Source organism: Streptomyces sp. NPDC026538 (assembly GCF_055567535.1).
Genome location: NZ_JBVHQG010000002.1, coordinates 773,153 through 798,720, shown reverse-complemented (window position 1 = coordinate 798,720; position 25,568 = coordinate 773,153). Strand labels below are relative to the sequence as shown.

Here is a 25,568-nt window from a genome sequence, read left to right as displayed (position 1 = left end):
CCCGCCGGCCGGTCAGCCGTTCACCCCCGTGTAGTGGCCCAGCGCCCACCGCCACAGCCGACGCGACGCCAGGTAGGCGAGCAGGCCGAGGAGCGGGGATCCGGCCGCCAGCCAGTAGGGGGCGCCCGTCGAGTGACCGTGGCCGGTGAGGACCGCGGCCGGGAAGTAGGCGACGAAGGCGAGGGGCAGGCCGTAGGTGAGGAGGCCGCCGACCGCGCGGGGAAGGACGTTCAGCGGGTAGCTGCCGAAGGTGCCGAGAAGTTCCTCCAGCCAGCGGCCCCAGTAGTCGGCGGCCGGGTAACGCAGCGAGGCGCAGGCCACCACCGTGAAGAGGGCCGCCTCCAGGAGCATCCCGCCGAGGACGGCCGCGACCAGGTAGCCGATGCGGCCCGCCGTCCAGTCCAGCTCGCTGCGGCCCAGCGCCCCCGCCATCAGACCGGCCGCCACGGTCAGGTCGCCGATCGCGTTGGTGGGGAAGAACTCCAGCTGGACCTGGCGGTAGACGGGCAGCGGGCGCAGGAGGTAGGCGTCGATCCTGCCCTCCTGGATGCTCCGGCCCAGGCCGTGCACCCGGCCCAGGAGGAGCACGAACAGGCCGTGCGCCAGCATGCGGGTCGCCGGGATGAGCAGGACGTCGCTGCTGTCCCAGCCGCCCATCCCGGCGAACCGGGTGAGCAGCACCGTCGCGAACACGATCACCGACACCTGCCAGACCGCGCCGATCGCGATCATCATCAGGAACTCGGTGCGGTACTCCAGCTGGGCGCGGAAGTTGAGGCGCGTGATGCGCCACATGATCCGTACGGCGTTCATCGGTCTCAGCCTCCTTGCGAGATCACACGACGGGCGGCCCGCCGCCACACGAACCGGGTGAACAGGTAGAGGGCCACGACCCAAGCGGCCTGGACGCCGAGCTGGAAGGGGGCGTCCGACAGCGGGACGCGGCCCACGTACAGCGAGAGCGGCACGCTCAGGGTCGCCTGGAAGGGCAGGAAGGAACTCAGCGTGATGAACCAGTGCGGGAAGTACCACAGCGGCGCGTACACCCCGGACAGCAGGTTCTGCGCGAAGACCAGGATCAGCATCGCGGCCGTGTTCCGCAGCGTCCAGAAACACAGCTGGTCGATGAGGAGCATGACGTGGTAGAGGACCAACTGGCCCAGCGCGAGGCTGAGGACGAACACGCCCGCCACCGCCGCCGAACCCGGCGGCTGCACGACCCCGACCGCCAGACAGACCGCGTATCCCGTCAACGCCCAAATCAGACCGTACAGTTGCTCCCCGATCGCGCGCAGGGCGTGGTAGCGCCGGGGTGGCATCGGGCGCAGGTACCAGTAGACGATCGTGCCGAAGTGCACATGCTGCATGACCGTGTCCCGGCCCGCGTACTGGTCCAGCTCCCGCAGCCGGGAGGCCAGTACGGCCATCACGGCGTAGGTCACCGCCTGGCCGCGGTCCAGACCCGCGGTCGTACCGGACTGGGCGTACAGGCCGCGCCAGAGCGAGGCCACGAGCACCACCTGCACGGTCAGCCGCAGCAGCACCCCGGTGATCCGGGGCGGGGTGTACAGCTCGCCGAGCGGGGTGACCCGGGCGGCGCGCCAGCCGTAGGACAGGGCCATCTCAGACCGCCTCGGCCTGCACGTAGGCCGCCCGCATGACGTCCTCCAGGTCCGCCTCGTCCACCGCCACGCCCGTCACCTCGTACCGCTCGATGACCAGCTTCAGCGCCTTGTGGACCGTGGGCGCGGCCGGGCCGTCCGGGCCGAACACCACCTGGGGGCCGTCCCGGCTCACCAGTGTGACGCCCGGCAGGGGGCCGACCGGCGTGTGCGGGTCGGCGAGGGTGGCCCGCACCTGCCAGGTCGAGCCGAAGGTACGGCGGATCTCCTCCAGGGATCCGTCGAGCACCAGCCGCCCGTGGTTGACCAGCACCACCCGCTCGGCGAGCCGCTCGACCTCGGTCATGTCGTGCGTGGTCAGCAGCACGGTACGGCCGCGCTCGGCCACCTGGTACCGCAGGAACTCGCGGACCTGCTCCTTCACCACCACGTCCATGCCGATCGTCGGCTCGTCCAGGAACACCACCGGCGGGTCGTGCAGCAGGGCGGCCGCCAGGTCGCAGCGGACCCGCTGGCCGAGCGAGAGGTGCCGGACCCGGGTGTCCCAGAAGGCGGACAGGTCGAGGAGTTGGTCGAACTCCCGCAGCCGCGCCGCGTGTTCGGCCCTCGGCACCTCGTAGATGTCCCGCAGGATGGCGAACGACTCCCGCACCGGCAGGTCCCACCACAGCTGGGTGCGCTGCCCGAACACCGCCCCGATGTTACGGGCGTTGCGCTCCCGCTCCTGGTAAGGCACCACGCCGGCGACCCGGGCATGGCCGGAGCTCGGGGTGAGGATGCCGGTGAGCATCTTGATGGTGGTCGACTTGCCCGCGCCGTTCGGGCCGAGCAGGGCGAGGAGTTCGCCGGGGGCGACGTCGAAGGTGATGTCGGAGACCGCGTGCTTCTCGACGCGCTCGGGGTTGACCAGGGATCGCAGGGCGCCGGAGAGACCCGGGCGCCGGACGGTGGTGTGGAAGGTGCGGGACAGACCGCGGACCTCGATGCTTCCGGCCACGCTGGGGGACTCCCTCGTTCCGTACACGACGTACGGCCGGCCGGTTTGGGAGGCCGACCGGCCGCGGATACGCAACGACGGTCGCAGAGCGCCGAGGGGCCCGGCAATGGACTAAAGGACCCGAGAGTTGGACTAATCGATCACCGGGAGACGGACGCGGTACGGCCTGGGCGGACCCCGTTGCGCTGCCCCACGGACCGCAGCGCGCCCTCCAGCGCGAAGGTGGCCGCGCCGAGGCAGACCGGGTCGGTGGGGATGGGGGAGAGCATGATCTCGGTGGCGGCGAACGGCCGCCCGAGCGCGTGGCGGCGGACGGCCTCGCGGACCTCGTCGAGCAGCGGTTCACCGAGCCTGCGGGCGACCCAGCTGCTGAGCACCACCAGTTCGGGGTTGAGCAGGTTGACCAGGTTGGCGACCCCGGCGCCGATGTACCGGGCCGTGTCCCGCACCACCTGGACCGCCACCGGGTCGCCGTCCGCCACCCCGCGGGCCAGCGCCCCGATGGTGGCCGTCTGGTCCTCGGGGTGCAGCAGCGGGCTGTCCGGGCTCGACTCGCGCAGGTTGAGCATGATGCCGGGAGCGCCGACGTAGGTCTCGACGCAGCCGTGGTTGCCGCAGTGGCACGGCCGTCCGTCCAGGACGAGCGTGGTGTGCCCCCACTCCCCGGCGCTGTTGCTGACGCCCCGGTGCAGTCCGCCGCCGAGGGCGAGCCCGGCGCCGACCCCGGTGCCGAGGTTCACCACCACCGTGTCCCCGCGCCCGCGCGCCGCCCCGAACCACTGCTCGGCCACCGCGCAGGCACGCAGCGGGTTGTCCAGGTGGAGGGGGTAGGCCACGTGTTCGGACAGCAGGTCGAGCAACGGCACGTCGTGCCAGTCCCAGTTGGGCGCGTACTCGGCGATGCCGGTGTCCCGGTCCACCTGCCCGGGGGCGCTCACCCCGACGCCCAGCACCCGGGCGCCCTCCACCCCGGCCTGCGCCACCACCGAGCCGACGGCGGCGGCGACATGGCTCACCACCTGCTCGGGCCGGTGCTCGCCGGGGCGCATGTCCTCCTCGGCGCGGGCCAGCACGTTCAGCGCCAGGTCGAACAGCTCGACATGGACGTACGTCTCCGCGATGTCCACGCCGATCAGCGCGCCCCCCGAGGCGTTGACCGCCACGAGCCCCCGGGGGCGGCCGCCAGCCGAGTCCTCGAAGCCGACCTCCGTGATCATCCGCAGTTCCAGCAGTTCGCCGACGAGCGTGGCGACCGTGGCCAGACTCAGCCCGGTGACGGACGCCAGCTCCTGCCGTGAGGTGGGAGACTCGGCGATGATGTGCCGCAGCACCTCGTAGCGGTTCGCGGTGCGGATGTCACGTGATGTGTGCTTCACACGGCGCAAGGCTATGGGCTGCGGCGGGCTTTCGACAAGGGATTAGGAAAAGGGCTTTATTAAGCCGGTCGAAGGGCTCCGCCAGCTCGTCATCCGCCCAGTACGTCCTGGACGAAGGGATTGGCGAACTTCCCCTCGGGGTCCAGGGTCCGGGCCAGCGCACGGAAGTCGGCCAGCCGGGGGTAGCGGCCGCGGAGCACCTCGCCGGGGACGCTGTGCACCTTTCCCCAGTGCGGACGCGGCTCGAACGGCGCCAGCACCTCCTCCAGCCGGCCCACCGCGGGCAGTACGGCCGCCAGGTCGTCGACCCAGGTGAAGTGCAGGGCCACGGAGTCCCGGCCGTGGGCGGGGCTGAGCCACTGCGGATCGGCGGCGATGGTCCGCACCTCGCAGGTCAGCAGCGCGGGCGAGACCGCCTGCCGGACGGCGTCGACCGCGTACAGCGCCTCGACGGCCGTCGACCTCGGCAGCAGGTACTCCGACTGGAGCTCGTCCCCGCTGCTCGGCGTGAACTCCGCCCGGAAGTGCGGCAGCCGCTCGTGCCAGGGCCCCGGCACCCCGAACTGCTCGGTGCAGTTGCGCGCCGGCATGCCCGGCACTGGGTGCATCGCCTCGGTAGCGGGCGCGGCCCAGCCGAAGTCCACGGCGGGGCGGTCGGTGCGCCGCTTCACCCACACCTGCCGGAAGCCCGGCTCCCGCCAGTCGGTGAACAGGCTCACGCTGTACGCGGCGCCGGACACGGCTGCGAAGTCCAGCCCCGTCAGCGGAAGTTCGACGTACACCGTCTGCGCGACCTCGTAGGCCGGTTCCAGGTCGAGGGTGAGCGCGGTGACGACCCCGAGCGCGCCCAGCGAGGTCACGGCACCCTCGAACCGGGCGTCGCCGCGCGCGATCGTCTCCGTCGAACCGTCGGCGAGGACCAGCTCCACCTCCCGTACGGGCGCCGCCAGCGACCCGTTGGTCACGCCCGAGCCATGCGTTCCGGTGGCCACCGAACCGGCCACCGAGATGTGCGGCAGCGAGGCCATGTTGGGCAGTGCCAGGCCGTACGCATGGACCGCGCGGGCCAGTTCGGCGTACCGCACCCCGCCCGCGACCCGGACCGTGCGGGCCGCCGTGTCCACCTCGATCACCGGCGGCAGCCCGGCGACCGAGACCAGCAGGCCGTGCGGACCCGGGTCGGCGATGCGGTTGAAGGAGTGCCCGCTGCCCAGCACCCGGACCCGCGCGGCGCCCGCCACCAGCGACCGGAGCGCGTCGAGCGAGTCCGGGCGGTGGAACTCCTTGGCCGTGTACGTGATGTTGCGCGCCCAGTTGGTGACCGTCTGCGCCGGATCCGTCATCGTGTCGTCCCATCCCTGTCGTGCCATGCCAGTTGTGCCGTGCCGTGCCGTGCCAGTTGTGCCGTGCCGTGCCGTGCCAGTTGTGCCGTGCCGCGCCGTGCCTGTCGTGTGCCGCGCTCTCGTCCGCCGGAGAGTGCGTGTGCGTTGACCCTCTCATTCGCCGAGACCTACGGTAGAGACCGGTTGCTATCCGCGCGTCACCGAGCCGGAAGGTCACTTCCTTGCCCGAGCGTCTCCAGGCAGTGTTCGCCATGACAGCCCAGAACGTGCCGCACATCTTCCCGCCGGAGGTGCTCGCACGGCTGCGCGCGTGCGTAGAAATCGATCCCACTCTGGTGGTGGACGACTTCACCGATCCCCGGGCCCGGGAGACGCTCGCCCGCGCCGAGGTCCTCGTCACCGGCTGGGGCTGCCCGACCCTGGACACGGCCGCCCTGGACGCGGTGCCCGCACTGCGCGCGGTGCTGCACGCGGCCGGCTCGGTCAAGGGCTTCACCACGCCCGAGGTCTGGAAGCGCGGCATCCTCGTCTCCTCGGCGGCCGCCGCCAACGCGCTGCCCGTCGCCGAGTACACCCTCGCGATGGTCCTCCTCGCCGGAAAGGACGTCTTCGCCTTCCGTGACCTGCTGCGCACCCGGCGCACCTACCCCTACGGCGGCATCGTCCCCGGCATCGGCAACTTCCACCGCCGCGTCGGCGTCGTCGGCGCCTCCCGCATCGGCCGCCGCCTCATCGAGCTCCTGCGCCCCCACGACCTGGTGGTGAGCCTGGCCGACCCGTACGTCGACGAGGCGGAGGCCGCGCGGCTCGGTGTGCCGCTGCTGCCGTTGGACGAGCTGCTGCGCACCTCGGACATCGTCACCGTGCACGCCCCGCAGACCCCCGAGACCCGCCGTCTCGTCGGCGCCCGCGAACTCGCCCTGATGCCGGACGGATCGGTACTGATCAACACCGCGCGCGGCTCGCTGGTCGACCACGACGCCCTGGCCGAGGAGCTGCGCACCGGCCGCCTGACCGCGATCCTCGACGTCACCGACCCCGAACCGCTGCCCGCCGACTCCCCGCTGTTCGACCTCCCCAACGCCTTCGTCACCCCGCACCTCGCCGGGTCGCAGGGCAACGAGCTGGCCAGGCTCGGGCTCACCGTCGTCACGGAGGCCGAACGGCTGCTGGCCGGCGACGGCCTGCGGTACGCGGTCGACCACTCGGTCCTCGAACGGGCCGCGTGACGGCCGTCTCGTAGGGTGACCTGAAAACATGACGAAGGGGAGCCGAGCGGTGGCGAAGCGGACACAGCCGGCGCCGAACGGGGACGCCTCGACCGTACGGGACGTCGCCGCACGGGCCGGGGTCTCCGCGTCGACCGTCTCCCGGGTGCTGGGCGGCACCTACCCGGTGGCCGCCACCACCCGCGCCAAGGTCCTGAAGGCGATGCGCGAGCTGGACTACGTGGTCAACGCGCACGCCCGCGCGCTCGGCGGCGCCACCAACAAGACGGTCGCCTTCGTCGTCGACGACGTCACCGGCCCCTTCTACGCGCACATCGCCCGCGGGGTCGAGGAGCAGGCCTCGGCGGAGGGCCGGCTGTGCATGCTCTGCACCACGCACGGCGACCCGCGGCGCATCCTCGCCGTGGTGGAGACGATGCGGGAGCAGCGGGCGGACGCGGTGATCGTGGTGGGCGGCGCCCTGGCGGACAAGGCCTACCACGACCGTATGACCCACTTCGCCCACGCCCTGGACCGGGCCGGCTCCCGGCTCGTCCTGGTCGGCCGGCCGCCGCTCGGCCCCGGCGTCCCGGCCACGGTCGTGGACTACGACAACGAGGGCGGCGCCTTCGCCCTCACCAGCCACCTGCTCTCCGGCGGCCACCGGCGCATCGCCTACCTCGGCCGTGTCCCCGGTCTCTCCACCAGCGCCCAGCGCATCGCCGGCTTCAGCCGCGCCCATGAACTCCTCGGCCTCACCCCGGACCCCGACCTGATCACCGACGGCGTCTTCTCCCGCTCCTACGGCTACCAGGCGACCCGTGAACTCCTCCGCTCCAGAAAGGAGTTCACGGCGGTCTTCGCCGCCACCGACATGATCGCCGCGGGCGTGATCCAGGCGCTGCGCGAATCCGGCCGCCGTGTCCCCGACGACATCGCGGTGGCCGGGTACGACGACATCCCGGTCGCCCGGGACGTCTACCCGACGCTCACCACGGTCCACGTGCCCCAGGAGGAGCTGGGGCGCGCGGCCGTCCGCCTCGCTCTGCACCGCGACGACCTGCCGGACGGCCAGCACCTGGTCCTGGGCACGCATGTGGTGCTGCGCGAGTCGACCCGACGGGCCGGCGGCAGCCGAACAGAGGGGTGAAACCTCCCGAAGGTGGATGAATCGCACAGCGTGAGGGGACCCGGCAGGGCCGGCGAACGAGCGGGGGCATACCGTGAGGAGTCGAACGCCTGAGTCGGAAGGAGACACGGGATGGGCAGCCGTACCGCGCTGGTCGAGGATCTGATGGAGAGGTTCCCGCACGTACCGAGGGAAGCCGTCTTCAAGGAGGACCTGCTCCGGGGCGGTGTCGCCTTCGATCCCTCCGCCCTGAGCGACAACGAGAGCGGCGAGGTCAAGCCGAAGTCGTACTTCATCTTCTCCTTCGACCACGGCACCCTGCCCGAACTGGGCGAGGCCGCGCTGCGCCGGCCGCCGGAGGAGATCATCCTCACGGGCGGCCCGTACGACCTGCGCCGGACCGTCGTCTCCGTACGCGTGAACCCCGCCTCGCCGTACCGGGTGGCCGCCGACGAGGAGGGGCTGCTCGGGCTCTACCTGGACGGCAAGCGGATCGCCGACGTCGGGGTGCCGCCGATGCCGGAGTACTACCGGCACAAGCTCGCCAACGGGAAGTCCGTGATGGAGGTCGCCCCGACCATCCAGTGGGGCTACCTGATCTACCTCACGGTCTTCCGGGTCTGCCAGTACTTCGGCGCCAAGGAGGAGTGCCAGTACTGCGACATCAACCACAACTGGCGCCAGCACAAGGCCGCCGGCCGGCCTTACACGGGAGTGAAGGACGTCGACGAGGTCCTGGAGGCCCTGGAGATCATCGACCGGTACGACACGGCGAAGACCTCCACCGCCTACACCCTCACCGGCGGTGCCATCACCTCCAAGCTCCAGGGCCGTGACGAGGCCGACTTCTACGGCATGTACGCCAAGGCCATCGAGGAGCACTTCCCGAACCGCTGGATCGGCAAGGTCGTCGCCCAGGCGCTGCCCAAGGACGACGTCCAGCGGTTCAAGGACTACGGCGTGCAGATCTACCACCCCAACTACGAGGTGTGGGACGAGTACCTGTTCAAGATGTACTGCCCGGGCAAGGAGCGGTACGTCGGCCGGGACGAGTGGCACAAGCGGATCCTGGACTCGGCCGAGATCTTCGGCGCGCGCAATGTGATCCCCAACTTCGTGGCCGGTGTGGAGATGGCCGAGCCCTTCGGCTTCACCACGGTCGACGAGGCGATCAAGTCCACCACCGAGGGCCTGCGCTTCTTCATGTCGCACGGCATCACGCCCCGCTTCACCACCTGGTGCCCGGAGCCGACGACCCCGCTCGGCAAGGCCAACCCGCAGGGCGCGCCGCTGGAGTACCACATCCGCCTGCTCCAGGCCTACCGTCAGACGATGGAGGACTTCGGCCTGTCCTCGCCCCCCGGCTACGGGCCGCCCGGCCCCGGCAACGCCGTCTTCTCCGTCAGCTCGTTCATGGACAGCCTCCCCGCGGAGGAACCGACGAAGGTGTGAGTCCCGGGGCACCGGACACAGGAGGGCGTCAGGCGGTCTGCCTGGCGCCCTCCTGGGCATTCCGGAGAGCGCCGGCCGGGCTCCCGGCTCCTCCCGCGGTGACCGCGCTCACCTCCCGGGCCTCGATGTGCGAGGGACCGGGGAGGACGGTGAGTCGGAATGCGGTTGCGGTGCGTATAGGAGGGCGGAGTTGTGGGCCACGGCGGACACGAACGCGTTCTCCGGCTGGACCGCGATCCACGGCCATGTTCCGCCATCGGCCGTCGGCGTACCTTTCGCCCGGTACGGTGACCGCGGGGATTCCGCGCGGTCGGCGTACCCGGCGTGGGCGCGCTGCGGGCGGCGGCGGGTGGTGGCCGGGGCGCGGTCAGGGCGGCTGAGCACGGCGGTTGGCGTGACGCCGGGGGCCGGTGGTACGGGTGACGGGGAGGATCCGTGACACGACCACCGGTAACCGTTTTGAATAGGCCGCTTGTCAGTTGTGCAGGAGACGTGAAAAGCTCGGGTCCTGCCGCGAGGTTCCCCCCAACTCCATTGCCGATGTGGTGAGTTGACCTCGCTTTTGATGCAGGAGACCCATGCCCGACCTGCCGATCCCCCAGGACGCCGCCGAGGCAGCGCTGTTCTCCGAATGCTGGGACGCGGTGCTCTCCTACGCCGACCTGTGCACGTCCGGCTCGCTGACGGCCAATCAACTGGCCACCGAAGCCTTCGCCCTCGGTATGCGCGAGGCCCGTGACACGGACTTCACCCCGGTCCGCAGCGTCGGACGACGTGCCGCCCGGCTGCCGATGATCCCGCTGTTGCTCACGGCCGTCCGCAACACGGCCGCCGGTTGGGAGGCCGAGAGCCTGGGCCACAAACTCGACCCGGACCTCAGACTGTGGCTCAACTCCGAGAAGGCCACACGATATACGGGCCCGCCCTTGCAGCGACCCGTCGCACTGCGCGGCCTGCGTGACATGCAGGAGGCGGACGCCGCACTGCTGTGGCTGGCCGAGGTGGAGGCGCTGCCGCTGCCCTCGGTGGCACGCCGGCTCGGCCTCGACCCGGTCGCCGCCGCCCAGGAACTGGAGCAGGTGCGCGGCCTGTTCCGGGATCGCTGCCATCGCGCGCACCTCGACACGCCGATGGCCGCCGAATGCCGCAGCTACGCCCGGCTCCTGGACGCGGTCACCCGGTCCGCCGCGGCCGACACGCCCGACGACCTCTCCCGGCACCTCGCCACCTGCGTGCAGTGCGCCGAGGCCGCCGCCTGTCTGCGGCTGCACGGCGGCGGACTGCCCGCGGCGCTCGCCGGCGGGGTCATCGGCTGGGGCGGCCTCGCCTACCTGGAACGCCGCCGCCGCGCGGCCGAGGTACGGCTCGGCGCGGGCCGCCCGGGCGCCGGCGACCACGACGGCGGCGACCCCAAGGAGGGCACCGGCCGGGGGCGGGTGCTGCGTCACGGGCTGCTCGGCGCGGCGGTCATGATCTCGCTGGTGGCGCTCGGCGTGTCGATGATGCCGATGGGCAGCGGCTCCGGCGACGACACCGCCACCGCCTCCCACGACGACCGCCAGCCGGTCGCCGACCCCACCTCCGTGCCCCCGTCGAGCGAGCCGCCCGCCACCCACACGGCCTCCGCGGCCCGGTCCTCGTCGGCCACCGCCGGCAAGCCGGCCGACAAGAACCCCGACCCGGAGCCCCAGGGCACCTCCACCGCCACGGCGGGTACCGGCGGCAAGGCCACCGGCTCCGCCGCCCCCGTTCCCGCTCCCTCGCCCACGGAATCCGCGGCGGCCACCTGCCGGGTCTCCTACGACCTGGTCAACCAGTGGACCGACGGCTTCCAGGCCACCGTCACCGTCACCACCACCCAGGCCCTGTCCGGCTGGCGGGTCCAGTGGTCCTTCCGGGACGGCCAGAAGGTCACCCAGATGTGGGACGCGAGCGTCAGCCAGAGCGGCGGCCGGGTCACCGCGGACTCGGCCGACTACAACCAGTCGGTCTCCCCGAACGGCACCCTGTCCTTCGGCTTCCTCGGCACCTGGAGCGGCAAGAACTCCTCGCCGTACGGCTTCACACTGAACGGCGGCTCCTGCTCGTCGAGTTGAGCCGGACCAGCGGTACGACCGGCGGCCGGGTGGACCCAAGAGGGCGGGTCCACCCGGCCGCCGGCCGTCCGTCAGAGGCGGCCGCCGGGCAGTCCGGTCAGCACTGCGACTTGTAGAAGTACTTGCTGACCGACGGGTCGTTCATGTTGTCCTTCGTGATCGCCACCATGTTGGTGCCGATCGTCTTGCTCACCGACTTGCCCTCGAAGGAGTCGGCGAGCTGGTCCACCGCCTGCCGGCCGATCGAAGCCGGGTCCTGGGCGACCAGCACCTGGAGGGTGCCCGCCTTCAGCGCCGCGACCTCGTCGGGCTCGGCGTCGAACGCGGCCACCTTCACCGTGCCCTGCTTGCCGGCCTGCTTCAGGCCGGTGGCGATGCCCGTACCGGTGTTGGTGTTGCCGGCGAACGCCCCGCCCAGGTCCGGGTGGGCGGCGAGCGTCGACTGGATCTGGGAGGCCGCGGTGGCCGGCAGGTCGTTGTCGTAGAGCGTCGGCAGCACCTTGATGTTCGGGTACTTGCCCATCTCCTCGGTGAAGCCCTTGATCCGGGCGTCCGTCGTCGACACACCGGGCTTGACGCTGATGACGATGACCGAGCCCTTCTCGTTCATCAGCTTGGCCAGCGCGTCGGCGGCGACCCGGCCGCCCTTCTCGTTGTCCGACGAGATCCGGGTGATCCCGACGGAGTCGTCGCTCACCGTCGTGTCCACCAGCGCCACCTTGGTGCCCGACGACTGGATCTGCTTGAGCGAGGGCGTCAGCGCGCTGGTGTCCACCGGCGAGATCAGCAGCCCGTCGGGCCGGGCCGCCGCCACCGAGTCCAGGAGCGGGCGCTGCACCGACACGTCCCACTGCGCGGAACCGTCGGCCGTGAAGTCCATCCCCTTGGCCTTGGCCTCCTGCTGCGCGGCACAGGTCATGGTGATGTAGAAGGGGTCGCTCTTCACCCCCGTGATCAGCCGGACCTTCTTGCCCTTGGCGCCGCCCGAACTCCCCGAGCCGCCACCGTCGTCCGACGAACCGCATGCCGAGGCCGCGCCGAGGGCCAGCACCGTGCCCACCGCGACCAGCAACCCGCGCCTGCTGCGAATGCTCCCCATCACAGAGTTCTCCTTGTCCTGCGCGATCGAGTAGTCCCGTGCCCTTGCGTCCTGCGCGGTCGAACCACGGGTGTGCGCGTCATGCGCGCTCCCGGGTCTTCCTGCGCATCTGGTCGATGTAGACGGCCACGACCAGTACCACGCCCACCGCCACGTCCTGCCAGTACTGCTGGACGCCGATCACGATCAGCCCGGTGGTCAGCACCGCCGGAATGAACACACCGATCACCGTGCCCAGCACCGAACCCCGCCCGCCGAACAGGCTGGTACCGCCCAGCACCACCGCGGTGATCACCTTGAGGTTGTCGGTGGAGTGCCCGGCGATCGACGTCGTGCCGTACGAGGCCAGCCACATCACCGCGCCCAGTCCGGCCAGCAGCCCCATCAGGCCGTACACCTTCACCAGATGCCGGCCCACCGGAATACCCGCCCGCCGTACGGCAGTCGGGTTCGACCCGATCGCGAGGGTGTGCTCGCCGAACCGGGTGGCGGCCAGCACCGCGCCGAAGATCGCGGTCACCACGGCGGCCAGGACCACCATCCAGGGGATCCCGAGCAGCTTGCCGAAACCGAGGCTGTTCTGCAGATGGGTGGAGGCCGCGCCGGCCGGGTCCTGGCCGCCGGTGGCGAGTTCGGCGATCCCCAGCGCCGCGCCCAGCCCGCCCAGGGTCACGATCAGCGGCGGCACCTTGCCACTGGCCACCACCACGCCCTGCAGCGCGCCCCAGGCCGTGCCCACGGCCAGCGCGATGACGACGCAGATCGCGACCGTGCCCCAGCCCGAGGCCGGGCCGCCGTGATGGATGTTGTACTCGCCCGCCGCCACCGCGGCCAGCACCAGCACCGACCCGATCGACAGGTCGATGCCCGCCGTGATGATCACGAACGTCATGCCGACGCCGAGCACCAGGTAGATGGCCGCGTTCACGGCGATCTGGGTGATGTCGTACGTGGTGAAGAACTTGCCCGGCGCCGCGATGGTGAAGAACACCACCAGCGCCAGGAGGATCACAAAGGTCCACAGTTCGTTGAGCGTTGCCGCGCGCCGGAGCCAGTCCGGCACCCCGGCACGGCTGCCGACGGCCACGGGGGCCTTCTCGCTCTCGGCCGTCATCGTGCGCCCTCCGCTTCCTTGCCGCCGCCCGGCCCGTCCAGGGATCCGGTCATCGCCCCGACGAGCTCCTCGATCGTGGTGTCCGCCGCGGTGTACGACGCGACGCGCCGGCCCAGCCGCAGCACCTCGACCCGGTCCGCGACCGACAGCACCTCGGGCATGTTGTGACTGATCAGCACCACACAGATGCCTCGGTCGGCGACCCGGCGGACGGTCTCCAGGACCCGGGCGCGCTGGACCACCCCCAGGGCGGCGGTCGGCTCGTCCATGAAGATGACCTTGTTGGCGAAGGCGACGGCCCGGGCCACCGCGACGGACTGCCGCTGGCCGCCGGACAACGTTGTCACAGCAGCTGTCACATCCTTCAGTTCCACGCCGAGTTCGGCGAAGGCCTTGACCGCCTCCCGGCGCATCGCGGGCCGGTCGAGGACGCCGACCCGTCCGAGCAGGCCTCCGCGCACGATCTCCCGGCCGAGATAGAGGTTGGCCGCCGCGTCGAGATCCGGCGCGAGCGACAGGTCCTGGTAGACCGTCTCGACGCCGTGCCGCTGTGCGTCCATCGGCCCGGAGAACCGCACCGGTGCGCCGTCCAGGCGGACTTCGCCGGCGTCAGGGGCGAGCACGCCCGACAGGACGTTCACCAGAGTGGACTTGCCGGCGCCGTTGTCGCCGATGAGGGCGACGACCTCGCCGGGGTATGCCGTGAAATCGGCGCCCTGGAGCGCCTGGACGTGGCCGAAACGCTTGACCACGCCATGTGCGGTGAGCAGTGGTTCCCTTGCAGAGGCCATGTTGTGCCTTCTGGTTGGTATCGTTAACAGCTTGGCTGATTCTTGGGGCGCTCACAGCGGGGTGTCAAGGGTGGTGCAGCCGATCCTGGACCGGGCCGTCCGGCTCCTCAACTCTTCCTATTTGCACGTCTGTTGATATGCCGTCGAGTTGGTAACGTTAACGAGTCGACGCTCAAACGTGACGCAGGTGGAGGACGTGGCGTGGCAGCCACCCGGCCGACCATGAAGGACGTTGCCGCGGAAGCGGGCGTCAGCGCGATGACGGTGTCCCGGGTCGTCAACGGGGATGCGGCCGTCGCCCCGCGCACCGCCGCGCGGGTGGAGGCCGCGGTCCGCAAACTGGGCTACCAACGCGACGACGTGGCCCGCCAGTTACGTCGCACCCACGAACTGAGCCAGACCATAGGGCTGTTGGTCGACGATGTGGCCGACCCCTTCATGGCCGCCGTGGCCTCCGCGGCCGAGGACGTCGCCCGGCAGCGCGGCAGTGTCATGCTCATCGGCTCCAGCCGCGCCGACCCGCGCCGGGAACGCGAGGTGATCGCCGCGTTCACCGCCCGCCGCGTCGACGGCCTGATCCTCACCCCGGCCGCCGGCAGCCACCGCTTCCTGCGCCCGGCCCAGGCGCAGGGCACGAAGATCGTCTGCGTGGACCGGGCGGCACCCGGGCTGAACGTGGACGCCGTGGTGGTCGACAACTTCGGCGCGGTGCGGGAGGCGGTGGGGCGGCTGGCGGCACACGGCCACCGCCGGATCGGGTACCTCGGCGACACCCCCCGGATCTGGACGTTCGGCGAACGCCGGCGGGGCTATCTGGCGGCGCTGGCGGCGGCCGGCCTCGCCGCCGACCCGGCACTGGTCAGGGACGGTCTGCGGCCGGGCCCGGAGGCGGCCGGGGCCGTCACCGAGATGCTGGCCCTGCCCGACCCGCCGACCGCCCTGCTGGCCGGCAACGAGATCCTCGCCTTCAGCGCCCTCACCGTTCTCCCCGCCGGCCTGGCGTTCGTCGCCTTCGACGACTTCGCGCTCGCCGACCGGCTGACCCCGCCCGTCACGGTGATCGCCCAGGACCCGGTGGCCCTCGCGACCAGCGCGGCACACCTGCTGTTCGCCCGCATCCACGGCGACGTCTCACCACCGCGCACGGTGGTCATGCCGACCCGCCTGATCGAGCGGGGGTCGGGGGAACTGCCGGGGCCGTTCGCGGCGTAGGAGGGGCCGCGCGACGGGCGGGGAAGGCCGGCGGAGGGCGACCGGCGAAGGTCGGTGGGGCGGCCGGGAAGGCCAGTGGTGCCGGGTGGTACGCCGCGTACGGGGAGCCGCGATCGGCTGGGGAACGGCGAGCCGCGCGCCGGGGTTTCGCAGCGTCTGCCGGCGGGTCACGGTGTCCGTCCGGCCGCTGCTCTCACACCCGCCCCGGAACCCGGGCCACCGTGGGTCGGTCGAGCCCGCGTGCCGTCGTCCACCGCGTCAGCATGACCAGCGCGGTGCCCAGCGCCAGGCCCATGGTGGGCAGTACGGGGAGCCGGCCGTCGGGCGCGAAGCCCCGCACGGCAAAGCGGGCCAGGGCGGCGGTGTCCATGGCCAGGCCGAGCCACAGCGGCCAGGCATGCCGCAGGCCGACGTCCGGAGTGGTCCGTTCGTACAGCACGGCCAGCCCGCGTTCCAGGGGCCGGAGCGCGGACACGACGCCGGCCAGGACGAGGCCGAGCACGAGCAGCCACGGGATCCGCAGGCCCCACCACGCGGCGGACCCGAGGGCCGGCTCGGGCGCGAGGCCGGTCAGGTAGAACGCGGCGGCGACGACCAGGACCGGCAGCATGTGCCACAGGTACAGGGTCATGCTGGTCGCCCCCACGGGGCGCACCAGGCGCCACACCCGCTCTCGGTCCAGTAGCCGCCGCACCGTCGGCGCGGCGAGGAGGCTCAGCCCGACCTGGGTCACCACCCACGCCAGCATCGCGGCCGACGGCGGATTGGTATTGCTGGGGTGCTGCCCGGTCACCAGGATCAGGCTGACCGGGAACGGCCCGAGGGCCACGAGCGCGGCGAAGGCCACCGCGCCGCCCGCCGCCATCATGGCCGGCACGAGCCGGCGCCCGGTCAGCAGACCGTCCCGCCAGCAGAAGCCCAGCTGATAGGCGACACCCCATACGAGCACGTAGTTCAGGAGACCCGCGTACGGCGCGTGCACCGTCATCACGAGCACGTCGGCCGCCAGGGCAACCGCCCCCATCGCCGACGGGACCAGGAGTCCCCAGCGCCGGTGTGCCGCGTACATCGGTGGCGTCAGGGCGCTGAGCAGCAGATACACCGGAAGGAACCAGAACTGCATCGCCATCGCCCATCCCACCAGCGACAGCGTGCCCGCGTCCACGCCGACCGCCGAGCAGACACCGACGGCGAGCAGCACCAGACCGCTGTAGAGGCCCGCCGGCAGCAGCAGCCGCAGCGCCCGTCGCCCCAGCCACCCGGCGGCCGTCCCCCCGGCGGCCTGGGCACGCGGCCAGGAACCGCCCGCGGCGTGGCCCCCGGCCAGGAAGAACAGCGGCATGATCTGGAACCCGAGCGTCAGCCACTGGGTCCAGGGAACGGCCGCCAACAGCTCCGGGGCGGTGATCTGCCCACCGGGCTCCCGGACCAGCGCTGTGATCAGCCAGTGGCCGAGCACCACCAGCACGATGGCCCACGCGCGCAGGAAGTCGACGTACCGGTCTCTGCTCATGGGCCGTCATGCTGCCGCAGCCCCGGCGCCGTCGTGCCGGGAAGCCCATGCCGCAACCATTCCGTGCCCGGTACGACACCGTCCCCGGTCCGCTACGGGCGAGGGGGCACCGACCGCCGGAACAACCGTCGGCGCCCGGGTGCGGGCGCCTTCTGGGGGAGAGCGCAGCGGTGGGGTCGGATGGCGTTTCGACGCGGCTCGGCCGCGGGAGCCCAGGAGCTCGTCAGAGCTTGCCGCCGATCTCACAGGCCTGGCACGGCGGCCGGCCGCAGGTGCACTGCATGAGGGCCTCGAGGACCTCGCGGTCGTGGTAGAGGCACTCGTCCTTGCAGGTGTGGCGCGGGATGAATCCTGCCGGGATCTCGCCGGGCCACGGCTCGTGGCCGTCCCGGCAGCGGATGAACCGCTCGGGGTCGGCGGAGTGCAGTTCGTGCATGCTCGACCGCGCCTCGTCCTCCAGTTCACGCACTCGCTCCACCAGAGACCTGAGCTCGGCGGCGATGCCGGAGTACCGGTCGGCGCCGGTCCTCACGTGCGCGGCCCGCAGTGCCATCGCGGCGTTGCCCAAAAACCTGCCGGCATCCTGAAGGTCGGTCACGTGATGCATCTGAATTCCGGTCACGCCCCGAACCCACACTGCGTCCGTGCTCACAGATCCACCTTCCCGGCGTTCGCCTGGTTTTCTTACGAGAGATTACCCGCGGCGCCGGTATCCCTACATAATGAAAAACAATCTATTTATGGACGCTAAAGGCTTCGCCCGGGCCCGTCCAGTAAATTCTGGGTGAAGCGGCTCACAGCCGGGTTGGTGGATCTTCTATTGAATCTGCAGCTGATTTCTCGGCCCCCGGACGTCACCCCGCCCGTGTCGGTCAGCCGGCGACCGTGTAGGAACTCGCTCCCGTCCCGGCGAGCCCCCCGCCTTCGACGATCAGGTACTCCGCGCGGATGGGGCGACCGTCGAGCCAGCACTCGAGGATCTCCCGCGCACCGGCCGCGTAGCGTGCCTGCGCCGAGAGGGTCGACCCGGACACGTGCGGCGTCATCGCCTCGTAGGGCATGGTGCGCCAGGGGTGGTCCGGCGGTGGCGGCTGCGGGTACCAGACGTCACCGGCGTAACCGGCCAGTTGTCCGCTCTCGAGGGCCCGCACCACGGAATCCCGGTTGACGATGAGCGCCCGTGCGGTGTTGACGATGTACGAACCGCGCTTCATGGCCCCGATCAGCTCGTCGTCGAAGAGGTTCTGTGTCTGTGGATGCAGCGGAGTGTGGATCGAGAGCACATCGACGGCGGGGGCCAGCGAACGGGCGTCGGGATGCCAGGTCAGCTCCAGCTCCTCCTCGACCTCCTTGTCCAGCCGGTGCACGTCGCAGTAGTGCAGCGTGACGTCGAACGGCTTGAGGCGGCGCAGTACCGCCTGGCCGATCCGGCCGGAGCCGAGGACGCCGACGGCCATGCCTTCGAGGTCGTAGGCGCGCGAGACGCTGTCGGCGATGTTCCAGCCCTTCTTGGTGGTCACCCACTCGTGCGCCGGCATGTAGTTGTGCACCAGGGTGAGAATCTGCATCACGGCGTGCTCCGACACACTGATGCTGTTGCTGAAGGTCACCTCGGCCACGGTCATGTCGTGGGCGATGGCGCTCGGCAGGTCGACGTGGTCCGACCCGATCCCCGCGGTGATCGCGAGTCTGAGCCGGGAAGCCGCGGCGATGCGTTCGGGGGTCAGATAGGCGGGCCAGAACGGTTGCGAGATCACCACGTCGGTGTCGGGAAGCTCGCGGTCCAGGGTGGAGTCCGCCCCTTCCTTGTCGCTCGTGACGACGAGGGTGTGACCCCGGTCCTCCAGGAACCGGCGCAGCCCCAGTTCTCCTGAGACGCAGCCGAGGAGGTGCCCCGGGGTGAAATCGATGGCCTGGGGGGTCGGCGCGGTCTGACCGCCCGGGTAGCCGCTGATGGTGGGAATCTCGTCGCGGGCGTAGTCGGGAGGATAACCGCCCACGGGATCCGGATAGAGCACCGCAAGAATTTTTGCCATGGCCGTCCTCCATCGGTGGAGCCACTGCTCCTGTGAACAGGTAGGGCGTCGGCAAGCCGGTCGAACACCGATGATCTTGAATTTTAGTCGCGTGCGTGTCGGCACTGCAATCCCCTGGGATGGCCGGGAGGTGCCCGGTGGACAGGGGCGCGGCAAAGACATTTTCCCGCACGGCACCTGGCCGATCAACGTGACCGGCTCGTTCGTGCCGGGCTGCTGGTGGGTCTCGGTGTGCGGCACGCACTGCCGGAACAGGCCGGAACAGGTCGTGGTCATTGCCGGGGTCGGTTTCTGCGGTGCCCGTACGACTTCTGCGGTGCCCGTAGGACGTTTCCACATTCAGTCACGACTCGGTCCACCTGTGTGAGAAAGGGCAGGTCGGCAAATCGCTGCTGTACGGCGTTTCGAGTATTGCGGCGGGACTTGCGGCGGCCTGACGATCCGGTGCCGCGCGCCGGGGTCCGGTACTTGACACCGGGATTTACGAGACGTCTCCTTGAAGGTAGGAAATGTCCTGTGGCGTGCGCCAGTCGGGTGCGCACAGCACGCACTCGGGTCTGGCAGCGTCCACCGGCATCCGGAGGCTGCTGATGGCAACCTATGAATATCTGTGCGGCCGATGCGGGCCCTTCGACGTGAAGTTGGCGATCGGGACGGCGCCCAAGTCATATGGCTGCCCCGTCTGCGCACGCGCTGCGAGACGTGTGTACTCCTCGCCCGGCCTTACGCTGACCTCGCACCCGGTCGCCGCCCTCCATGTCCTGGAGGAGCAGGCGCGTGAGGCTCCGGCAGTGGTCTCCCAACTGCCGCCACGCAGAAGGGTGCGCCCGCACCCCGCGCTCTCGCGGCTGCCGCGTCCTTGAAGGCGGTGGTGGGCAAGGCAGAACGTCTCATGCGGGTCTCGGCATCGGAACACGAAGTCGTCCCCGCAGCGATGTGCGGAATGCGGAATCACGCAACGCGGGCCGGGAGCAAAGCCGTATCATCGGCGGCCCATCGGCCTCTGGCGGCACGCGATTCCACTCCCCACGCGGACTTAGGGAGGTGCGTCCCCGTGGGAAACGTGGGACTGCTCTTCGTCGGTGCGGTGCTCTTCATGAACGGGTTGCTGCTGCTCGGGAAGGTCGATGCCCGAGCGGGAGCGGTGTTCAACCTCTTCGTGGGCGCACTGCAGGTACTGACGCCGACTTACCTCATCTTCACCGCCAACAACGACCCCATGAAGATCCTGGCGGCATCCGGCATCTACCTCTTCGGCTTCACCTACCTCTATGTGGGTATCGGCCTGCTCGTCGGTCTTGACAGCACCGGCGTCGGCTACTACTCGCTGTTCGTGGCAGTTGTCGCCCTGGGATACTCGTACGCCAACTTCCGGCTGCTCAAGGACTACCCCTTCGGGGTCATCTGGCTCTACTGGGCCTACCTGTGGTTCCTCTTCTTCCTGCTGCTCGGTCTCAAGAGGGACGACCTCACGATCTATACCGGCTGGGTCACGGCGATCGAAGGCTGGGTCACCGGTGTGATTCCCGCCGGGCTGCTGCTCTCCGGCTACTGGAAGCACCCCACCGAGATCGCCATCGCACTGGCGGCCTTCGGCGTCGTGGTGTTCGCGGGTCTGTGGCCGCGCACCCATAGAAAGCCCCGGCCGACCTCGGCTGCCCCGCGGGCCGGAGGCGTGGGCGCACCGACGTGACCGGATCAGAAACGAGGAGTTCTCATGCCTGAGATTGTCTTCAGTGTGGACCACAGCAAGTCGATGCGTGACCAGGCCGTGCCCGGCCACAACAGGTGGCACCCGGACATCCCCACCGTCGCCATGGTGAAGCCGGGAGCGGAGTTCCGCATGGAGTGCCGCGACTGGACCGACTGCCAGGTCGGCAACAACGACACCGCCAACGACGTACGCGACATCGACCTGACCATCCCTCACATGCTCAGCGGCCCGATAGGCGTGGAGGGCGCCGAACCCGGCGACCTGCTCGTCGTCGACATCCTCGACCTCGGCCCCGTGCCGCAGCAGACCGGGGACGCGGCAGGGCAGGGCTGGGGCTACACCGGCATCTTCGCCAAGGCCAACGGCGGAGGCTTCCTGACCGACTACTTCCCGGACGCCTACAAAGCGATCTGGGATTTCCACGGACAGCAGGCCGTCTCCCGTCACCTTCCCGGGATCCGCTTCACCGGGATCACCCACCCCGGGCTGTTCGGAACCGCCCCGTCCACCGAGATGCTCGCCCGTTGGAACGCCCGCGAGCAGGCGCTGATCGACACGGACCCCAATCGGGTCCCGCCGCTCGCCGTACCGCCGGACAGCACCAACGCACTCGCGGGCACGGCCACCGGAGACCTCGCCAAGCGCATCGCCGCGGAAGGCGCCCGCACGGTGCCGGCCCGCGAGAACGGAGGCAACCACGACATCAAGAACTTCACCCGGGGATCGCGAGTCTTCTACCCCGTACACGTCAAGGACGCGAAGCTGTCCGGAGGCGACCTGCACTTCAGTCAGGGCGACGGAGAGATCACCTTCTGCGGCGCCATCGAGATGGGCGGGTTCATCGACTTCCACGTCGACCTGATCAAGGGCGGCATGGAGACGTACGGCATCTCCACCAACCCCGTGTTCATTCCGGGCAACGTCGAGCCCAGGTACACGGAGTTCCTCACCTTCATCGGGATCTCCGTCGACCACGACACGGACACGAACTACTACCTCGACGCGACACTGGCCTACCGCCGGGCCTGCCTCAACGCCGTCGAGTACTTCAAGAAGTTCGGCTACAGCGGAGAGCAGGCCTACCTGCTGCTCGGCTCCTCCCCCATAGAGGGACGTATCAGCGGCATCGTCGACATCCCCAACGCGTGCTGCTCGTTGTACGTACCCACCGCCATGTTCGACTTCGAGGTCCGTCCGAGCGCGGCCGGACCGACGAAGGCCGACCGAGGCCAGTGCGCGTTGGCCACCGCGTGACGGGTCCCCGGCGGCGGCTCCGCCGTCCCGGCCGCGACACGGCGCTGCAGGTCAGCGCCGTGTGGCGGATCCGGGACGGCGGGCCGCGGCCGGGCCTTTGTCCGCGCATCGAGCCGCCCGTCTGCGCTCGCCGTGACCGCGCCGAAATTCGGTGGCGTCGCGGCCCGTGCGTCTTCTAGGGTCGGTGGTGTTCGAGCGGCAACCCCTGAGGTGCCGTGGGTGACTTGGCTGGTAGAGGAGGTGTGACCGATGGCTGTCGTTGCGATGGGCGCTGCCCGCGACCAGAAGTTCATCCATTCCACCTCCGCGGCCACCGGCTGACCTACCAGCTTTCCCGGGGCCGCCCTGTGAAGGGTCACCCTTGACTTCCAGCTCTGCTGCTGTTTTCTCCGCGCTCGCTCCCTACGGCTGGGACGAGACCTGGGCGAAGGAGTTCGCCCCCTACGCCGCCGAAGGCCTGCTGGCCGGGCGGGTCGTCCGTGTCGACCGCGGGCAGTGCGACATCGTCAGCGCCGGCGGGCCGCTGCGCGCCGACACCGCGTTCGTCACCCCGCACGATCCGATGCGCGTCGTGTGCACCGGCGACTGGGTCGCCGTGGAACCCGGCGGCAATCCCCGTTACGTACGCGCGTATCTGCCGCGCCGTACCGCCTTCGTGCGCTCCACCTCCTCCAAGCGGTCCGAGGGGCAGATCCTCGCGGCCAACGTCGACCACGCGATCGTCGCCGTGTCCCTCGCCGTCGAGCTCGACCTCGGCCGCGTCGAACGGTTCCTGGCACTGGCCTGGGAGTCCGGGGCCCAGCCGGTCGTGGTCCTCACCAAGGCGGACCTGGTCCCGGACCCGGTGACCCTCGCGCATCTGGTCCAGGACGTCGAGACCAGCGCCCCCGGCGTTCCGGTCCTCACCGTCAGCGCGATGGCGGGGGACGGCCTCGACGTCCTCGTCTCGCTCGTCCGCTCCGGTACGTCCGTCCTGCTCGGCCAGTCCGGCGCGGGCAAGTCCACCCTTGCCAACGCGCTGGTCGGCGAGGACGTGATGGACGTCCGGGCAGCCCGGGACGTCGACGGCAAGGGCCGGCACACCACGACCACCCGCAACCTGCTGGCGCTGCCGGGCGGGGGGGTGCTGATCGACACCCCCGGGCTGCGTGGCGTGGGCCTGTTCGACGCCGGGACCGGGGTCGGGCAGGTGTTCTCCGAGATCGAGGAACTGGCCGAGGGGTGCCGGTTCTCCGACTGCGGGCACGAGAGCGAGCCGGGCTGTGCGGTGCGCTTCGCGGTGGAGACCGGGGAACTGCCCGTGCGCCGGCTGGAGAGCTACCGCAAGCTGATGCGGGAGAACCAGTGGATCGTCGCGAAGACGGACGCACGCCTGCGGTCCGAGATGAAGAAGGACTGGAAGAAGAGGGGTGCGGAGGGGAAGGCGGCGATGGAGGCGAAGCAGGGGCGGTGGCGCTAGCACCACGTCCGATTCCCGCCAGACCCACCCTCGCCCATCGCCCACACTTGAAGGGTGATGGACGAAGAGACCAGGTATGAGGCGGTGCGCAGCCGGGACGGGCGGTTCGACGGCGCGTTCTTCTTCGCCGTGCGGACCACCGGCATCTACTGCCGTCCCAGCTGCCCCGCCGTCACCCCGAAGCGGCACAACGTCCGCTTCTTCCGCACCGCCGCCGCGGCGCAGGGCTCCGGCTTCCGGGCCTGCCGCCGGTGCCGCCCGGACGCCGTGCCCGGGTCCGCCGAGTGGAACGCCCGTGCCGACGTCGTCGGCCGGGCCATGCGGCTGATCGGCGACGGCGTCGTGGACCGGGAGGGCGTCGGCGGTCTCGCCGACCGGCTCGGCTACAGCGCCCGCCAGGTACAGCGGCAGCTGACCGCCGAAGTCGGCGCCGGTCCGGTCGCTCTCGCCCGGGCCCAGCGCGCCCACACCGCACGCGTGCTGCTCCAGACCACCGAGCTGCCGATCACGGAGATCGCGTTCGCGAGCGGATTCGCCAGCGTGCGGCAGTTCAACGACACCGTCCGCGCCGTGTACGCCACGACCCCGAGCCGGTTGCGCGAGGCGGCGCCCGGCGGCCGGGGCGCCCGGCGCGGCTCGCCTGCGGCCGGGATCCCGCTGCGGCTCGCCCACCGCGGCCCGTACCAGGCCGGTCCCGTCTTCGACCTGCTGGAACGCGAGGCCGTACCCGGTGTGGAGGAGGTCACCGGCGTCCCCGGCGCCCGCACCTACCGTCGCACCCTGCGACTGCCGTACGGCCATGGCGTCGTCGCCGTCGAGGAGCGGACCGGTGCCGCGGCCGGCGGTGCCCGTCCCGGCGGCTGGCTCGACGCCGGGCTGCGGCTCACCGACCCGCGCGACCTGACCACCGCCGTACAGCGGCTGCGGCGGCTGTTCGACCTCGACGCCGACCCGTACGCCGTCGACGAGCGGCTCGCCGAGGACCCACGGCTCGCTCCGCTGGTCGCCGCGCGGCCGGGGCTGCGCTCACCCGGGACCGCGGATCCGGCCGAGGCCGCGGTACGGGCCCTGGTCGGCACCGTCGGCGCCGAGCGACTGGTCCAGCGGTACGGCAAGACGCTGGACGCGCCCGCAGGCAGCCTCACCCACCTCTTCCCGGAGGCCGCCGTGCTCGCCGGGGCCGAGCCGGACGGCACCCTCGGCGCGCTCGCCGCCGCGCTCGCGGACGGCACCGTACGGCTGGACCCGGGCGCCGACCGGGACGACGCGGAGACGGCCCTGCGGGCCCTGCCCGGGCTGGAGCCGGCGGTCCTCGCCGCGATCCGGGTCCGCGCGCTCGGCGACCCCGACGTGGCCGCGCCCGGCCTGGACATACCGGACGACTGGCGGCCCTGGCGGTCGTACGCCGTCCGGCACCTGCTGGCGGAAGGAGAACTGAGGAACTGATGGATGTCACGTACTGGACGCGGATCGCTTCGCCGGTCGGGGAGTTGCTCCTGACCGCGGATGGGGACGGGGCGCTGACGTCCCTGTCCGTCCCCGGGCAGAAGGGCGGTCGGAGCGTCGCGACGGGGTGGCTCGCGGACGCGGGGCCCTTCCGGGCGGCCGAGGAGCAGCTCGCCGCGTACTTCGCCGGTGAACTGAAGGAGTTCCGGCTGGAGCTGAGCGCACACGGGACCGAGTTCCGGGAGCGGGTGTGGGGTGAGCTGGACGGCGTGCCGTACGGGGGGACGACGACGTACGGGGAGATCGCCGCGCGGATCGGGGCGTCCAGGATGGCGGTGCGTGCGGTCGGCGGGGCGATCGGGGCCAACCCGCTGCTGATCGTGCGGCCTTGTCACCGGGTGATCGGGGCGGACGGTTCGATGACCGGCTACGCGGGGGGACTTGAGCGAAAGGTGCGGCTGCTGACGCTGGAGGGAGCGGCGGGTCAGCGCGGGGTGGGGGCCCTTGGGGCACTGGGGTAGGCACGACTGCCCGCGGCTACGACGGGCCCCGTCAGGGGCGCGGGGACTGCGCGCGCAACCACTCACCACCCGCGGCCGGGATGCGGCCCGCAGTTCAACGGCGCGGCTCCGCCGGGCTCGCGCTGCGCCACCCGGGTGGTCCCCCGGTCAAGTTGCCGCCCCGCTCGGCGTCCGTATGCCACCTTC

General features: G+C 71.0%; 22 protein-coding genes. 11 read left to right on the top strand and 11 right to left on the bottom strand.

Features of this window, described 5'->3' with window-relative positions:
• Positions 1-12: 12 nt before the first annotated feature.
• The 5 genes from ACZ4N4_RS10550 to ACZ4N4_RS10530 all read right to left on the bottom strand — a co-directional run bounded on the left by ACZ4N4_RS10550 (position 13) and on the right by ACZ4N4_RS10530 (position 5,365).
• Complete coding sequence (locus ACZ4N4_RS10550; RefSeq protein WP_453566462.1) at positions 13-813, bottom strand: ABC transporter permease; 801 nt, start codon at positions 811-813, stop codon at positions 13-15.
• Between the two features lie 5 nt (positions 814-818).
• Positions 819-1,622, bottom strand: coding sequence for an ABC transporter permease (locus ACZ4N4_RS10545; protein WP_467586677.1), 804 nt, complete (start codon positions 1,620-1,622; stop codon positions 819-821).
• A 1-nt stretch (position 1,623) separates the two neighbouring features.
• Positions 1,624-2,619, bottom strand: coding sequence for an ABC transporter ATP-binding protein (locus ACZ4N4_RS10540; RefSeq protein WP_467586674.1), 996 nt, complete (start codon positions 2,617-2,619; stop codon positions 1,624-1,626).
• 140 nt (positions 2,620-2,759) lie between these two features.
• Positions 2,760-3,995, bottom strand: a complete 1,236-nt coding sequence (locus ACZ4N4_RS10535) for an ROK family transcriptional regulator (RefSeq protein WP_467586671.1) — start codon at positions 3,993-3,995, stop codon at positions 2,760-2,762.
• Positions 3,996-4,084: 89 nt separating this feature from the next.
• Positions 4,085-5,365 (bottom strand): FAD-binding protein, encoded by a 1,281-nt coding sequence (locus ACZ4N4_RS10530; protein ID WP_467586669.1) that lies wholly within the window; start codon positions 5,363-5,365, stop codon positions 4,085-4,087.
• Positions 5,366-5,559: 194 nt separating this feature from the next.
• On the opposite strand from ACZ4N4_RS10530, the gene ACZ4N4_RS10525 reads away from it, so the two are divergent.
• The 4 genes from ACZ4N4_RS10525 (at position 5,560) to ACZ4N4_RS10510 (ending at position 11,223) form a co-directional block, all read left to right on the top strand.
• Positions 5,560-6,567: a hydroxyacid dehydrogenase gene (locus tag ACZ4N4_RS10525; protein WP_467586666.1), complete on the top strand. Its 1,008-nt coding sequence runs from the start codon at positions 5,560-5,562 to the stop codon at positions 6,565-6,567.
• Between the two features lie 28 nt (positions 6,568-6,595).
• On the top strand, positions 6,596-7,696 hold the full coding sequence (locus ACZ4N4_RS10520; RefSeq protein ID WP_467586664.1) for a LacI family DNA-binding transcriptional regulator: 1,101 nt from the start codon (positions 6,596-6,598) through the stop codon (positions 7,694-7,696).
• A gap of 111 nt (positions 7,697-7,807) precedes the next feature.
• A complete protein-coding gene (locus ACZ4N4_RS10515) occupies positions 7,808-9,127 on the top strand; it encodes a radical SAM protein (protein WP_453381298.1) in 1,320 nt (439 codons plus the stop codon).
• 578 nt (positions 9,128-9,705) lie between these two features.
• A complete protein-coding gene (locus ACZ4N4_RS10510; protein WP_467586662.1) occupies positions 9,706-11,223 on the top strand; it encodes a cellulose binding domain-containing protein in 1,518 nt (505 codons plus the stop codon).
• Positions 11,224-11,320: 97 nt separating this feature from the next.
• On the opposite strand, the gene ACZ4N4_RS10505 is transcribed toward ACZ4N4_RS10510, so the two are convergent.
• The 3 genes from ACZ4N4_RS10505 to ACZ4N4_RS10495 form a co-directional block, all read right to left on the bottom strand.
• Positions 11,321-12,322 (bottom strand): ABC transporter substrate-binding protein, encoded by a 1,002-nt coding sequence (locus tag ACZ4N4_RS10505; RefSeq protein ID WP_453566482.1) that lies wholly within the window; start codon positions 12,320-12,322, stop codon positions 11,321-11,323.
• Between the two features lie 79 nt (positions 12,323-12,401).
• Positions 12,402-13,436 carry an ABC transporter permease gene (locus tag ACZ4N4_RS10500; RefSeq protein ID WP_453566485.1) on the bottom strand — a complete coding sequence of 345 codons (1,035 nt, stop codon included), beginning with the start codon at positions 13,434-13,436 and terminating at the stop codon, positions 12,402-12,404.
• The gene (locus ACZ4N4_RS10495) at positions 13,433-14,227 is read right to left on the bottom strand and encodes an ATP-binding cassette domain-containing protein (protein ID WP_450765159.1); all 795 of its coding nucleotides are present in this window, start codon (positions 14,225-14,227) and stop codon (positions 13,433-13,435) included. The genes ACZ4N4_RS10500 and ACZ4N4_RS10495 overlap by 4 nt, the downstream gene beginning before the upstream one ends.
• Before the next feature lie 222 nt (positions 14,228-14,449).
• Here ACZ4N4_RS10495 and ACZ4N4_RS10490 point away from each other — a divergent pair, with 222 nt between their 5' ends.
• Complete coding sequence (locus ACZ4N4_RS10490) at positions 14,450-15,439, top strand: LacI family DNA-binding transcriptional regulator (RefSeq protein WP_453566636.1); 990 nt, start codon at positions 14,450-14,452, stop codon at positions 15,437-15,439.
• A gap of 193 nt (positions 15,440-15,632) precedes the next feature.
• On the opposite strand, the gene ACZ4N4_RS10485 is transcribed toward ACZ4N4_RS10490, so the two are convergent.
• The 3 genes from ACZ4N4_RS10485 to ACZ4N4_RS10475 all read right to left on the bottom strand — a co-directional run bounded on the left by ACZ4N4_RS10485 (position 15,633) and on the right by ACZ4N4_RS10475 (position 18,988).
• Positions 15,633-16,952 carry an acyltransferase family protein gene (locus ACZ4N4_RS10485; protein WP_467586658.1) on the bottom strand — a complete coding sequence of 440 codons (1,320 nt, stop codon included), beginning with the start codon at positions 16,950-16,952 and terminating at the stop codon, positions 15,633-15,635.
• A 223-nt stretch (positions 16,953-17,175) separates the two neighbouring features.
• Positions 17,176-17,559 (bottom strand): hypothetical protein, encoded by a 384-nt coding sequence (locus ACZ4N4_RS10480; protein ID WP_453566491.1) that lies wholly within the window; start codon positions 17,557-17,559, stop codon positions 17,176-17,178.
• 265 nt (positions 17,560-17,824) lie between these two features.
• Entirely contained in the window at positions 17,825-18,988 is a 1,164-nt protein-coding gene (locus ACZ4N4_RS10475; protein WP_453566493.1) for an NAD-dependent formate dehydrogenase, read from the bottom strand.
• 509 nt (positions 18,989-19,497) lie between these two features.
• On the opposite strand from ACZ4N4_RS10475, the gene ACZ4N4_RS10470 reads away from it, so the two are divergent.
• The 6 genes from ACZ4N4_RS10470 (at position 19,498) to ACZ4N4_RS10445 (ending at position 25,382) form a co-directional block, all read left to right on the top strand.
• Positions 19,498-19,851, top strand: coding sequence for an FmdB family zinc ribbon protein (locus tag ACZ4N4_RS10470; RefSeq protein WP_467586655.1), 354 nt, complete (start codon positions 19,498-19,500; stop codon positions 19,849-19,851).
• A 191-nt stretch (positions 19,852-20,042) separates the two neighbouring features.
• Positions 20,043-20,681, top strand: a complete 639-nt coding sequence (locus ACZ4N4_RS10465) for an AmiS/UreI family transporter (RefSeq protein ID WP_453566499.1) — start codon at positions 20,043-20,045, stop codon at positions 20,679-20,681.
• A 24-nt stretch (positions 20,682-20,705) separates the two neighbouring features.
• A complete protein-coding gene (gene fmdA / locus ACZ4N4_RS10460) occupies positions 20,706-21,956 on the top strand; it encodes a formamidase (protein WP_453566502.1) in 1,251 nt (416 codons plus the stop codon).
• A 361-nt stretch (positions 21,957-22,317) separates the two neighbouring features.
• Positions 22,318-23,415 carry a ribosome small subunit-dependent GTPase A gene (gene rsgA / locus ACZ4N4_RS10455; RefSeq protein WP_453566505.1) on the top strand — a complete coding sequence of 366 codons (1,098 nt, stop codon included), beginning with the start codon at positions 22,318-22,320 and terminating at the stop codon, positions 23,413-23,415.
• 57 nt (positions 23,416-23,472) lie between these two features.
• Positions 23,473-24,861 carry a bifunctional transcriptional activator/DNA repair enzyme AdaA gene (locus ACZ4N4_RS10450; protein ID WP_467586652.1) on the top strand — a complete coding sequence of 463 codons (1,389 nt, stop codon included), beginning with the start codon at positions 23,473-23,475 and terminating at the stop codon, positions 24,859-24,861.
• Complete coding sequence (locus ACZ4N4_RS10445; RefSeq protein WP_467586649.1) at positions 24,861-25,382, top strand: methylated-DNA--[protein]-cysteine S-methyltransferase; 522 nt, start codon at positions 24,861-24,863, stop codon at positions 25,380-25,382. The genes ACZ4N4_RS10450 and ACZ4N4_RS10445 overlap by 1 nt, the downstream gene beginning before the upstream one ends.
• The last annotated feature ends 186 nt before the right edge of the window (positions 25,383-25,568 follow it).